The 13,737-nt window shown below is 45.5% G+C and carries 13 protein-coding genes; 2 read left to right on the top strand and 11 right to left on the bottom strand.

All coding sequences use genetic code 11. The features are described from left to right. Positions 1 to 239: 239 nt before the first annotated feature. Positions 240 to 662, top strand: a complete 423-nt coding sequence (locus CDG61_RS12985) for a hypothetical protein (protein WP_087549467.1) — start codon at positions 240 to 242, stop codon at positions 660 to 662. 24 nt (positions 663 to 686) lie between these two features. Here CDG61_RS12985 and CDG61_RS12990 read toward each other — a convergent pair whose 3' ends face one another. Beyond that, the gene (locus tag CDG61_RS12990; RefSeq protein WP_087549468.1) at positions 687 to 1,448 is read right to left on the bottom strand and encodes a ferredoxin--NADP reductase; all 762 of its coding nucleotides are present in this window, start codon (positions 1,446 to 1,448) and stop codon (positions 687 to 689) included. 85 nt (positions 1,449 to 1,533) lie between these two features. Here CDG61_RS12990 and gigC point away from each other — a divergent pair, with 85 nt between their 5' ends. Then, positions 1,534 to 2,412, top strand: a complete 879-nt coding sequence (gene gigC / locus CDG61_RS12995; protein WP_087513303.1) for a LysR family transcriptional regulator GigC — start codon at positions 1,534 to 1,536, stop codon at positions 2,410 to 2,412. Positions 2,413 to 2,500: 88 nt separating this feature from the next. Here the strand turns inward: gigC and CDG61_RS13000 are convergent, their stop codons facing one another. The 10 genes from CDG61_RS13000 to nuoG all read right to left on the bottom strand — a co-directional run bounded on the left by CDG61_RS13000 (position 2,501) and on the right by nuoG (position 13,733). Next, entirely contained in the window at positions 2,501 to 2,794 is a 294-nt protein-coding gene (locus tag CDG61_RS13000; protein ID WP_087549469.1) for a cold shock domain-containing protein, read from the bottom strand. An 87-nt stretch (positions 2,795 to 2,881) separates the two neighbouring features. Beyond that, the gene (upp, locus tag CDG61_RS13005) at positions 2,882 to 3,517 is read right to left on the bottom strand and encodes a uracil phosphoribosyltransferase (RefSeq protein WP_087513301.1); all 636 of its coding nucleotides are present in this window, start codon (positions 3,515 to 3,517) and stop codon (positions 2,882 to 2,884) included. A 124-nt stretch (positions 3,518 to 3,641) separates the two neighbouring features. Then, the gene (nuoN, locus tag CDG61_RS13010; RefSeq protein ID WP_087513300.1) at positions 3,642 to 5,138 is read right to left on the bottom strand and encodes an NADH-quinone oxidoreductase subunit NuoN; all 1,497 of its coding nucleotides are present in this window, start codon (positions 5,136 to 5,138) and stop codon (positions 3,642 to 3,644) included. A 3-nt stretch (positions 5,139 to 5,141) separates the two neighbouring features. Next, positions 5,142 to 6,755, bottom strand: coding sequence for an NADH-quinone oxidoreductase subunit M (nuoM, locus tag CDG61_RS13015; protein WP_087513299.1), 1,614 nt, complete (start codon positions 6,753 to 6,755; stop codon positions 5,142 to 5,144). A gap of 1 nt (position 6,756) precedes the next feature. After that, positions 6,757 to 8,646, bottom strand: coding sequence for an NADH-quinone oxidoreductase subunit L (nuoL, locus tag CDG61_RS13020; RefSeq protein WP_087549470.1), 1,890 nt, complete (start codon positions 8,644 to 8,646; stop codon positions 6,757 to 6,759). Continuing rightward, positions 8,643 to 8,951, bottom strand: coding sequence for an NADH-quinone oxidoreductase subunit NuoK (gene nuoK / locus CDG61_RS13025; RefSeq protein ID WP_087513297.1), 309 nt, complete (start codon positions 8,949 to 8,951; stop codon positions 8,643 to 8,645). The genes nuoL and nuoK overlap by 4 nt, the downstream gene beginning before the upstream one ends. Next, positions 8,951 to 9,472 carry an NADH-quinone oxidoreductase subunit J gene (gene nuoJ / locus CDG61_RS13030; RefSeq protein ID WP_171405517.1) on the bottom strand — a complete coding sequence of 174 codons (522 nt, stop codon included), beginning with the start codon at positions 9,470 to 9,472 and terminating at the stop codon, positions 8,951 to 8,953. Before nuoJ ends, nuoK begins: the two co-directional genes overlap by 1 nt. After that, entirely contained in the window at positions 9,472 to 10,014 is a 543-nt protein-coding gene (nuoI, locus tag CDG61_RS13035) for an NADH-quinone oxidoreductase subunit NuoI (protein WP_087513295.1), read from the bottom strand. The genes nuoJ and nuoI overlap by 1 nt, the downstream gene beginning before the upstream one ends. Before the next feature lie 17 nt (positions 10,015 to 10,031). After that, on the bottom strand, positions 10,032 to 11,048 hold the full coding sequence (gene nuoH / locus CDG61_RS13040) for an NADH-quinone oxidoreductase subunit NuoH (protein ID WP_087513294.1): 1,017 nt from the start codon (positions 11,046 to 11,048) through the stop codon (positions 10,032 to 10,034). Positions 11,049 to 11,051: 3 nt separating this feature from the next. Next, entirely contained in the window at positions 11,052 to 13,733 is a 2,682-nt protein-coding gene (gene nuoG, locus CDG61_RS13045) for an NADH-quinone oxidoreductase subunit NuoG (RefSeq protein ID WP_087549471.1), read from the bottom strand. Between the last annotated feature and the right edge of the window lie 4 nt (positions 13,734 to 13,737).

Below are 13,737 nucleotides of genomic sequence, written 5' to 3' on the forward strand. Positions count from 1 at the left end.
TGACTTTATCCCCCGTATGGCGACTTATTGTACATTTTTTATACTATCAGAGTTTTCGGGAGCACATGTTTTAAAGTTGTAGCAATCTGTGAATATCAGTAAAACATGCCTGGTTTTTCTTTAGAAATTTAAAGCTCTGCATGATCTGAAACGGGCTGAATTTCAGTACAGATAATGTAATGCCATCCAGTCGCTAAAATGAGCTATAATCACGCACCCGAATTTTCCAGCTGAGCGTTATGGCGTATCGTCAACAAAATGTATCACTTGATATTGACACTGACGTCACACATCAATGTTCCCTGCACTACACCCGTGACCTGCATCTGATTGGTGTTCTTGAATTTACTAAACCCAGCTATGTACTGAAATGGGGGGATCTGGAATATTTCAGACGTCGGACTGAAGAATTTTCAGTGATGCCATTTCCCGAATGTATCAATGCCATGATTATAGATATCCGCAATGTCACTGCATTTCTGGACAATGAAGTACCGATTCTGCCGTGGCGGATGCTGGAAGAAGAATGCCCTGTCCGTCTGATTGTTCCTCAGGAAAGACTGGATCACTATTGTGGTTTTTTTGAACCGACCTGGTTAAATACAGATCTTGAAACAGCCATCCATGAATTACGTGAATCCATGGATATGTTTGTCCATTAAAGTCTCTCAGATTGCTGATCAGGCTTACCAATAATTTTCCACGGCAATGTTTCCTTCACCGCGACGGTTCATCGTCAACCCCCGCGCTTTTAAAGCATCCTTCGTATCATCCACCATCTGTGGATTACCACACAGCATGACATGTGTCGTGGCAGGATTAAACTCAAGTCCTGCTGCCTTTTCCAGTTCACCATTTTCAATCAGAACCGGCAGACGGTCATGCAGCTGAGCTTCAGGATTCCGTGTCACGACCGGTATGAAACGAAAACCTGTATGTCCTTCACCAAATGTTTCAGCAATTTCCTGAATACGTTCCACATAAGCCAGTTCAGCTTCAGTCCGGACGCTGTAGACCAGGTGAATGTGCTGATATTTAGACCAGGTTTCAAAATCCTGTAACATGGAAATAAACGGTGCCAGCCCAGTACCTGTAGCAAGCAGCCATAAATCCTGTGGCAACGGCAACTGATAACGTGCCAGCGTCAGAAAGCCATAAGGTACTTTTTCAAGATACAGCTCATCCCCGACCTGAAGATGCTGCAGATTTGAAGTAAAAGCACCATCAGGAACAACAATGGAGAAGAACTCAAGTGTCTCATCAAAAGGCGATGAAACCACCGAATATGCACGAACAACAAGCTCATCACCGACTTTAAGACCAATTCGGGCAAACTGCCCTGCTGTAAATTTAAAATGCGCGGGTCTGGTCATGGTGAAGCTGAATAAGGTACTGGTCCAGCGGTGTACAGACAAAACTTTTTCTACGCTAAATTTTTCAATTGACATGATTTCTACGTGGCATCAGAGACTGTGCTCATGGTAGCATGACAATATATTTTATGAATATCCTATATACGTTAAGGCTATATACATGCGCATGACTTTACGCCAGCTGGCTGTTTTTGTAGCAGTTGCTCAGGAAGGCACCGTGACCAAAGCGAGCGATGCTGTAAAACTGACTCAAAGTGCCGCAAGTATGGCTCTGGCTGACCTGGAAGATGGGCTGGGTGCTCCACTTTTTGACCGTCTTGGAAAACGTTTACAGCTGAATGACCTTGGACGCTATCTGTTGCCTCAGGCGCTTGAGATTCTGGGTCGCTGTGAAGCATTTGAACAGGCAGCTAAAGGCGAGTTGCAGACTGTAGACCTACGTTTAGGCGCAACACTGACCATCAGTGATTATCTGATTCCTGATCTGATGGCAGACTTTCTCCAGATTCAACCCAATGCTCATTTGCAGCTACAGGTCGGAAACACCCGCCAGATGATCGAGGCGGTCAATCAGTTCCAGCTGGATCTTGCACTGATTGAGGGTTCATGCCATTTACCTCAGTTGCAGTGTATTCACTGGCGTAACGATGAACTGGCGGTATGCTGTTCACCTGACCATCCTTTAGCGCAACTGAACCGCCCTCTGACGATTCAGGATTTTGAGCATGTCGAATGGATTCTGCGTGAAGAAGGTTCAGGAACACGTGAAGTCTTTGATAATGCGATTCTTCAGGATGTTCCAGATGCCAGTATCCGTCTGACTTTAGGACATAATGAAGCCATTCTTAAAATTGTTGCCGGTGGTCTGGGTATGTCCTGTATTTCCCGCCTGGCGATTGAACCTTTACGCGAAAAAGGTCAACTGGTTGTACTGGATACACCTTTCTGGCAACTGACCCGCCCACTCTTTATGCTGGTTCACCGTCAGAAATACCAGGGACCAGGCATTAAAGCATTTATGAAATTCTGTGAAAAATAAAATCATAAAAAAAGCGCCTGTTTCTGGCGCTTTTTTATACCCTGATCATAGAATCCAAACCAAAAGTTCAGATCTGATCCTGGTTTTATCATTTACGTAAATTTGACAGTAAAGCAGAAGTAATGGACTGGTTATTTGTCACAACTTTGGTCTTTTTAGCTTTGGCTGAATTGTCTTCGACGCGCTCAATTTTAACCGCTTTATATTTATTGCCATTTTCAACGGCTACAAATTTCACACGCTCATTACGTTTCGGTTCGCCATCAGCCGCAGGGAAATCTGAAATATGAAAGAAGATATCCCCTTCAGCTGAACCAATAAAGCCAAATCCTTTTTCAGGATCATATTTCTTGATTTTACCCAGATGTACTTCGTCTTTCATTTTGCTACCCTATTCTAAAAATGCCATTCATACATTATATAAAAAAGAGGCATCTATCGCCTCTTTTTTATATCCGTGGACTTAAGCTTAATCTTTCTGAACTGAACCAAAAATCTTGTCGCCTGCATCGCCCAGACCAGGAACGATATAACCCTGTTCATTTAAACCCTGATCAACAGAAGCAGTATAAATGGTCACATCAGGATGAGCATCATTCACACGTTTGATCCCTTCAGGTGCTGCAACCAGTACCATGACACGGATGTCTTTACAGCCACTTGCTTTAAGCACGTCAATTGCTGCAACTAAAGATGAACCGGTTGCCAGCATTGGGTCAATAATCATTGCCAGACGGTTCTGTACATCTGGAACCAGTTTTTTATAGTAAGTACGCGCTTCTAAAGTTTCTTCATCACGTTCAAGTCCCAGTACAGAGACTTTAGCACTTGGAATCAGATTTAAAAAACCTTCCAGCATACCAATACCGGCACGCAGAATCGGCACAACTGTTATTTTTTTACCAGCAATACGGTCTACGACCACTTTGCCATTCCAACCATCAATTTCATGATCAACCATTGGTAAATCTTTAGTGGCTTCATAAGTCAAAAGCATAGTCACTTCCTGAGCAAGCTCACGGAAGTTTTTAGTGCTGATGTCTGAACGACGGAGTAAGCCGAGTTTATGTCGGATTAATGGATGACGGATTTCATGGATAGCCACGGGAGAACACCTAAAAAAAGGAGAAATAAAATTGCTTCCATTATAATCTGTTTTAACAGGTGATAAAAATAAAAAAGCCCCCAATATATGGAGGCTTTCTTTCAGAACTTATAGTTTTTTTAGATTACTGCTGCTGGGAAAGCATGAAGTGCAATGGTGAAAGGATTTCAGATTGCAGTGCCAGTTTGATCACAGGATCTGGGTAGATACCAATAATCAGTACAGCCAGTGCTGCAAGCAGAACCATAATCCCACCGACTTTCTGTCCCCAGTGATCCACAGCATCAATACGTGGAGTGTCTGGTGGAGTCATGTACATCACTACCATAACACGCAGGTAGTAATACAGACCAATACCAGAACCGACAACAATCATTGCAGCCAGGAACCAGTGCTGAGTTGTTACTGCCGCCATTACAACAAGGAACTTACCAATGAAGCCTGCTGTTAATGGAATACCAGCCAGTGACAGCATCATTACCGTTAAGGTTGCAGTCAGAACCGGACGACGCCAGAACAGACCACGGTAATCTGCAAGACTCTCAGCTTCATCCAGGTTGTTATAAGGGCTCGACATCAGCGCAACAGCACCAAACGCACCAATTGTAGTCAGTACATAAGTGATGACGTATACAGATACGTTCCCTAAGCTTGCATAAGTCATGCTGATTAAACCAATCAGCAGATAACCAAAATGTGCAATGGATGAATAACCCAGAATACGTTTCAGGTTAACCTGACGTACTGCAAGGAAGTTACCGATCAGAATTGAAAGTACGGCAATGATCGTCAACAGTGTCACGATTGAATCAATCAGGATTGCACCTGAAGACAGCAGATAGCGGACAAACAGACCAATCGTTGCAACTTTCGCAGCAGTCGCAAGGAAAGTTGCGATCGGTGCTGGAGCACCGGCATAAACGTCAGGTGTCCATTTATGGAATGGAGCCAGAGACAGTTTAAAGCCGACAGCAAAGATAATCAGTGCAAGACCCAGTACAACCATAGGCTGATGGATATTCTGCATCAGTGCCTGAACAGAGTCGTAGAATGATAACGAACCGGTATAAGCATAAATATATGCCATACCCATCAGTAACATTGCAGAAGCTGTTGCAGAAAGCACCAGGTATTTCACACCCGCTTCCAGTGATTTAGAGCGCTGATGCGTATACGCCAGCAAGCCATACACAGGAATCGACATCAGCTCAAGACTGATGAAGAACGATGCATAGTGAGAACTTGCAACCATTAACATTGCACCGGTTACAGATGCAAGTAACAGAATATACAGTTCTTCACGGTTATCCTTATAGGTTTCAATATAAGCATGAGACAAAGTACAGCATGCCAGTGCAGCAATCAGAATCACGACCTGATACAGCATCGTGAATGGGTCAATCATAAACAGACCCATCACGTTCGCCGGTGCAGAAGCACCGCTGAACATTGAGAAAATAATATACGCAGCTGCCAGGTTAAGCCCGACAACAGACGCAGTTGCGATTAAATTATGATTACGTTTAATCGCTGTAAGAATCATCACAACAATTGTGGTCAAAGCCACAATCATTACGGGAGCCAGTGGCATAAGCTCAGAAAATGACATCGTGAAGTTCATGGCTTATTGGATCTCCACATTTTCAAGTTGGGTAGTCGCCTGTTGCACAACCTCAACTGTTTCCTGTACTGGAATATAGCTGTTTGCAATCCACGCCATACTTGAATTTGAAATATCAAGGAAGCTTTGTGGGAACAGACCTAACCATACCAGACCAAGCGCACAGACAAGCAGAATCACAACTTCACGGGCATTTAAGTCTTTCAGTGGATTTGTGTAATGCTGTTTCTGTTCTTCATTCGGAGTACCGAACAGTGCTTTGTGAATCAGGATCAGACCATACAGACCTGCAAATACAAGGCTCACAGCAGCAAGGATGGTATAGACTGGGAATTTGGCAAAAGAACCCATCAGAATCAGGAATTCACCAATAAAGTTACCCAGACCTGGAATACCGACCAGTGCAGCAACAAAGAACATCAGGAAGAAAGACAGGTACTGGAACTGTCCACGGATACCGCCCATCAGACGTAAATCACGTGTATGAAGACGCTCATATACCTGACCGCACATAATGAACAGTGCCGCAGAAGACAGACCGTGTGCAAGCATCATGATCATCAGCCCCTGGAAGGTCAGGATGTTACCTGCATAAAGTGCCAGTAATACAAAGCCCATGTGTGAAATGGATGTATACGCAAGCAGACGTTTCATATCTGTCTGCTGGAATGCACACCATGCACCGTAGAAAATACCGATCAGACCCAGAATGATTGCAATGTCAGCAAACTGAGCAGAAGCAGCCGGGAAGAATGGAATCACGAAACGTAATAAACCGTATGCAGCTGTTTTGATCAGGATACCTGCAAGGTCAACCGAACCCGCAGTTGGTGCCTGAGCATGTGCATCAGGTAACCAGCCGTGTAATGGGAAAACTGGAAGTTTTACCGCAAAACCAATGAACATACAGATCATGAGTGCATAAGCAACTGCAGGAGCCTGAGCATCCAGAGTATTTGCAACACCCAGCAGGTAGTTATAATCAAAACCGATCATACCTGTCATCATGTATCCATAGACAACAAGTCCAAGAATACCGATCAGCATGATCAGACCCGCTACCTGGGTATAGATGAAGAATTTAGTCGCAGCATAAACACGTGATTTACCATCTGCACCACGGTGTCCCCACAATGCAATCAGGAAGTAAATCGGTACCAGCATCATCTCCCAGAAGAAGAAGAACAGGAACATGTCGATTGCAAGGAATACACCGATAACCCCACCCAGTGACCATAAAAGGTTTAAGTGGAAGAAACCGACATTCTTCTGAATTTCACCCCATGAACAGCCAACTGCAAGTACACCCAGTAATGCAGTCAGACCAACCATCAGTAAGGACAGACCATCCACCGCAAGGTGAATGTTGATGCCCAGTGTTGAAATCCATGGAACAATGAACTCAGCGGACCAGCTTGGAACTTTTGCGCCCAGTTCATAATTATATGTTCCTGACTGCCATAAAATAACAGTCAGAATCAGTGTAACCACCATACCAATCAGAGCGATATAGCGTGGCAGATGGTCGTCGAGCTTATCGACCAACCAGCAAATAAAACCTGCAATGAACGGAACAAGGATCAGTGCGGGTAAAATAAGATTGTTTGGAGTTTCCATTTTATTTCCCCACTACCTGAATCACGATCAGGACCATCAGCAATACCACTACGCCAAATGACATGCTTGAAGCATATTCGCGTAATGAACCCGTCTGACGTTTACTTGTAAAGCTGTTACCACTTTTCACAATCGCTGGCAGCACAAGCCACAGGTTATCAATCGGATCACGACCCAGAATTTTAGCAATCAGCAGATATGGTTTTACAAACACAAGATCATACAGCGCATCAAAACCAAGCGCATTACGGCAGATATTCACCAGACCTGCACCAAAACTGCTTTGTGCAAAAGACTTCACAGCACCGTATGCAAATGCGAACAGACCGACACCGATTGCAAGTCCTGCAAGTGCAATACCTACAGCTGTATATTCTGCACCATGCATACCTGCTTCAAGCGCTTCAGGAATGTTGAATGCTGGAATTTTTGCAGCATTCAGAATGGACTCAACCGGTGCTTTCAGCGCTGCACCCACAAATGTGGACAGAACAGCCAGAATTGCCAGAGGACCCCAGTACGTCACGCCTTTGATTTCGTGATATGGCGTTTTTTCTTCACCGAAGAATACAACCCAGATCAGACGGAATGTATAGATTGAAGTCAGGAACGCACCTGCGACACCTACCCAGTAAAGCGAGGTATAAACAGCAACAGACTGACCCTGTACCCATACCGCACCAAGAATCGCATCTTTCGAGAAGAAACCGACGGTAATGAATGGAATCGCTGCCAGTGCACCGCCACCGATTGCAAAACATGCAAACAGGAACTTGTTACGCTTAAACAGACCACCCATTTTGAAAATGTTCTGTTCGTGGTGATACGCAAGAATTACAGCACCAGAAGAAAGGAACAGTAACGCTTTGAAGAATGCGTGAGTCAGCATGTGGAACAGACCAGCCTGATACGCTTCTGCACCAACAGCCATAAACATATAACCCAGCTGACTCATGGTTGAGTAAGCAAGAATACGTTTGATGTCTGTCTGAACCAGTGCAGCAAAACCGGCAACCAGCAGTGTTACCGCACCAGTGATGGAAATGAACATCATCACTTCTGGCGCAAGTTCAAATACTGCAAACATACGGCAGCATAAGTAAACACCGGCTGTTACCATTGTTGCAGCGTGGATCAGTGCAGAAACAGGTGTTGGACCTGCCATTGCATCAGCTAACCATGTCTGTAACGGAATCTGAGCAGATTTACCCGCAGCACCGAGGAACAGCATCAATGCAGTCCAGATGGTGATTGAAGAACTCTGAACCATAACTTCTGGAGCACGAGCCACAATTTCAGCGATGTTCAGTGTTCCAAACTGCTGGAAAATCAGGAACAGTGCAATCAGCAGGAATACGTCACCCACACGGGTAACTGTAAATGCTTTGATTGCTGCCTTACCATTTTCAGGATTTGAATAGTAATAACCAATCAGCAGGTAAGAACACAGACCTACACCTTCCCAACCCAGGAACAGCAGTGCAAGGTTATCACCCAGCACAAGCAACAGCATGCTTGTTACGAACAGGTTGAAGTAAGAGAAGAAACGTGCAAAGTCTTCTTCACCGCGCATGTACCATGATGCAAAAATGTGGATCAGGAAACCCACACCTGTAATCATGCCCATCATCAGTAAAGACAGACCATCCAGATGCAGACTGAATCCTGGTGCAAAACCACCTACACTGAACCATGTCCACAAATGCTGTGTCGTTGCAACTGAGCCATTATTGACAAAGTCAAAACCTGCAATCAGTGCAAATAAAGCGGAAAGACCCACTGAACCTACACCGATAATTGCTGCAACATTTTCAGGAAGCTTGTTGCGCCCTGCTGCCAACAGGATAAAACCAATCAGCGGAAATAATACGGTTAAAAATAAATAGCTCATCCGCGCATCTCACTAGCAGCATCCACATCCAGGTGATGGAAGCGATGATAGAACTGAAGGACGATCGCAAGACCGATACAAGCCTCTGCTGCTGCAAGAGTCAGGATCAGAATGAACATGATCTGTCCATCTGGCTGAACCCAGGCGCTGCCTGCCATGACAAACGCAAATGCAGCTGCGTTCATCATGATCTCAAGGCTCATTAAAATAAATAACAGGTTACGTCGAACCATTACACCGTAAAAACCCAGTGCAAAAAGAATGGTTGCAACGATCAAACCATGTTCTAAAGGAATGTTGCCCATTATTCTTGTTCCTCTTTTTCACCTGGTTCACGCTTCCCTAAGTGGAATGCCGCAACAAGTGCTGCCAGCAGCAACATTGCAGCAACTTCAACCAGTAACAGGTATTGAGTAAAGAGTGACTGACCAACTTCCTTAGGACCAACGATTTCGGTTCCCATCAGATGGCCTGAAGCTGTGGTGTAATCTGACCCCAGCATCCATACCAGCAGAAGCCCCATCAGAAAGCTCATCAGTGCAGGGTATGCCCATGCTGAAGATGTCAGCCACTGACGCTCCTGTTCTTCTGTATGTTGTCCAAGGTTCAGCATCATCACAACGAATACGAACAGCACCATAATTGCACCGGCATATACAATGATTTCCAGTGCGCCGGCAAACGGTGCACCCACAATCATAAACATACCCGCCACTGCAAGCAGTGAAACAATCAGGCTAAGCAGTGCATGTACAGGGTTCGTGTTGGTCACAACACGAACTGTAGAAATAATGGCCACGAGTGCCATCAGATAAAATGGCCACATCATGGTAATAAGCTCCGTACATCAACTGGCGTGCTTTCACGCTGCGCCTGACCTTTATCCTTCCCGTTGATTGCCATACCGGTCACACGGTAGAAGTTATAGTCTGGATATTTACCAGGTCCTGAAATGAGTAAGTTCTCTTTCTCATAAACCAGATCCTGACGCACGTATTCACCCAGCTCAAAGTCTGGTGTCATCTGAATTGCAGTTGTTGGACATGCTTCTTCACACATACCGCAGAAAATGCAGCGTGAGAAGTTGATACGGAAAAATTCCGGGTACCAGCGACCATCTTCTTTTTCAGCTTTCTGAAGTGAAATACAGCCAACCGGACATGCAACAGCACACAGGTTACAGGCTACACAACGCTCTTCGCCATCAGGGTCACGCGTCAGCACAATACGACCACGGAAACGCGGCGGTACGATATCTTCGGCTTTCACTTCTGGATATAAAATGGTGTCACGTTTACGTGTCACGTGTGAGAAAACCATCCACAGTGAACGTACAATTGACCCAAATCCAGCTAGAAATTTAAACATTATATTCTCCTGCTGTCTTAGGCCTGATTCATCAGAATCACAGCACCAGTTACCAGAAGGTTAACCAACGCCAATGGCAAGCAAATTTTCCAGCCGAAGTTCATTACCTGGTCATAACGTGGACGCATTAAAGAACCACGGGCCAGGACAAACATCATTACAAAGAATGCTGTTTTGATAATGAACCAGAACGCTGCTGGAAGGAACGGAATTTCAATATTGAAAGGTGCTAACCAGCCACCAAAGAATAAGGTCACAATCAATGCAGAGATCAGAACAACGTTGACATATTCAGCAACGAAGAACATCCCCCATTTCATACCGCCATATTCCACATGGTAACCTTCTGCCAGCTCCTGTTCTGCTTCTGGCTGGTCAAATGGATGACGGTGAGTCACCGCAACACCTGCAACCACGAAGATCAGGAAACCTAAGAACTGAGGGATAACAAACCATACGTCTTTTTGTGCTTCCACGATTTCACGCATGTTGAATGAGCCTGCAATTGCAACCACACCCATCAGGGAAATCCCCAGGAACACTTCATAAGAAATGGTTTGTGCTGCTGAACGCAGACCACCGAGCAAAGCATATTTGTTGTTTGAAGACCAGCCACCAAACAGTACTGCATACACTGCGATACCTGCCATTGCCATAAAGAACAGCAGACCGATACTCATGTCTGCAACACCCAGGTAAGGTGATACAGGAATAACCATGAATGACAGTACCGCAGTTGCCATTGCAACTGCAGGTGCCAGACGGAAAGTCAGTTTGTCAGCAAATTTTGGTGTCCAGTCTTCCTTGAACATGATTTTCAGCATGTCGGCAACGATCTGGAACATACCGCCTGGACCTACACGGTTAGGACCGTAACGGTCCTGCCATAAGCCCAGTAAACGGCGTTCAATAAAAGACATCAGTGCTGCAATCAATACAACGACGAGCAGAATCACAATCGCCTGAATGACTGAATAGGCAATCGGCCAGTTCTCAGCCCACAGCGGCGTTTGACGGATTAATTCCTGATTCATGAATTACACTCCTACTGCGACTGAAACAGGCTCAGCAAGAGATACCGTTGGTGCAAGACCAACCGGATAACCGATATAACCTGTAGGTAAATATTCAATCACCTGAACTGGAAGTACGACAGAAGTTTCACCAGCTTTCACTGTGATTTTCTGACCATCCTGTACATTCAGACGAGCTGCATCCTGTTCACCCACTGCAAATGCAGCAGTCGGAATACGTGATTCCATTGCTAGTGTTTTCACCGTGAATTCACCAGAGGCAAAGATATGGTGCATCGGAACCAGACGGAAACTTTCAGCATTTACAGCAACAACAGATGGTGCAACATAGCTGCGTACCGGGCGTTTAGGCAGACGGTCAAACAGACGGATACCTGAATCACCACCTTTTAAGTGACCACCGACATTGTCCTGGAATTTGTTCCATGCCTGTGGTGAGTTCCATCCAGCAGACCATGCAAATGGTACAAGTGGAGACGGAGTCTGATTACCGACATAACCTTCCATAGAGAATGTTAATGCAGAATCCACGTCAACCGGCTGTTTAGGCTCATGAATGGACAATGGCGCACGCATTGATGTACGACCTGAGTAACGACGTGGTTCACGTGCCACTTTCAGACCATGTACACGGAAGCCTGCATCTGGTGCAACATCCTGGATTGCCTGAAGTGCAGGTACATTTTTCACAACTGACTCAATGACATCATCAAGCAGCGTCCATGAAATTGCTTTACCTGCAAGACCTGTTTCCAGTGCATGCAGCCAGCGCCATGATTCTTTGATCGCCAGTTCCGGTTTGTAATACGATGGATCATAAACCTGGTAGAAGCGCTGAGCACGTCCTTCCTGGCTGACCACAGTACCGTCACCTTCAGCAAAGCTTGCAGCAGAAAGAACCACTGATGCTTTTTTCACTGTTTCAGTTTCAGAGTGATCCAGTACGATGACATCTTTCGCTTTGGCAAACGCAGCATTGACCTGAGCAGCAGGTAAACGGCGGTACAGATCATTTTCAACCACAACAATGGCATCATAATCCTGAGCAAAAACCTGCTCCAGGCTTTGACCGCCAAAGATTGCCAGACCCATAGAGTTCACTTCTGGAACAGTCAGTGTCAGACCTGCATTCCCAAGATTCTGTGCAACCTGTGCAGCAGCTTCCATGATGGATGCATCCTGTAAACTTGTCCCTGAAATGATCAGTGGTTTTTTCGCAGCTTTTAAAGTATCGGCAATGGTTTGCGCAAATGCTTTCGCATCATCATCCAGACCAAGAATCGCTTCACCTTTCACACCAGCAGCAACTGCAAAACCTAAACGCGCGATGTCGTTTGGAGAAGCAACAACTTCACCCTCAGCAACATCAGCTAAACGTGTCTGCGTAGCCGCTAAGATGTAAATCGGAGATTTTGCATCCTGAGCAATACGCTGTAACGGTTCTGCAAGCCAGTCCTGAGTACGGCGTTCCGCAGCCATTTCTTTGGCTTTGTTTTTCGCAGCCTGACGGACGGACAGTGCCATACGTGGAGCAGTCTGAGTTAAGTCTTCACCTAAAATCAGTACAGCATCGTAGCTTTCGATTTCACGCATTGTCGGGTTATAGACACCCTCTGTCTGCATGATCGATGCTGCAAGCTCAACCAGGTTCTGCTCTTTCTGAGACATACCCGTTGAGAAGTTTTCCTGACCCACTAATTCACGAAGCGCGAAGTTGGATTCAAGTGATGCGCGTGGAGAACCGATACCTAAGACTTTTTTGCCCTGGATATTTGCAATCACAGTATCTAAAGCTGTATCGACAGAAACTGTTTCAACGTTTGCACCTGTACGGAACTGTGGCTGACGCGGACGGTCTGCACGGTTCACATAACCTGTACCGAAACGGCCTTTATCACACAGGAAGTACTGGTTTACATCGCCATTGAAACGGTTTTCAACACGGCGTAATTCACCATAACGCTCGCCCGGAGAGATGTTACAGCCTGAAGAACAGCCCTGGCATACGCTTGGCGCATATTGCATGTCCCACTTACGGTTATAACGCTCTGAGTGAGTTTTGTCGGTAAATACACCCGTTGGGCATACTTCTGTCAGGTTACCAGAGAATTCAGACTCTAAAGTACCTGATTCAGGACGACCGAAGTAAACACGTGAAGCGTTTGCATAAACGCCAAAGTCTGTACCACCGGCATAGTCTTTGTAATAACGCACACAACGGTAGCAGGCAATACAGCGGTTCATTTCATGAGAAATAAATGAGCCCAGCTCCTGGTTGTAATGCGTACGTTTGGTAAAACGGTAGCGACGACGGTCATGCTGAGTCATGACAGTCATATCCTGTAAATGACAGTGACCACCCTCTTCACAGACTGGACAGTCGTGTGGGTGATTCGTCATCAGGAATTCAACAATCGAAGCACGGAAATCTTTTGCTTCTTTGTCTTCAATAGAAATGTAGGTATTGTCCGCAGCTGGCGTCATACATGACATTACTAAGCGACCACGCGTATCTTCTGGATTTGCGTACTGAGTAACGGCACATTGACGGCAAGAGCCGACAGAACCTAAGGATGGATGCCAACAAAAGTACGGAATATCAATACCCAGACTTAAACATGCTTGCAGCAGGTTTTCCGAGCCATTGACTTCGTACGATTTGCCATCGACATGAATTGTAGCCATAGTC

It is taken from the genome of Acinetobacter sp. WCHAc010052, from assembly GCF_002165295.2.
Taxonomy (GTDB): domain Bacteria; phylum Pseudomonadota; class Gammaproteobacteria; order Pseudomonadales; family Moraxellaceae; genus Acinetobacter; species Acinetobacter chinensis.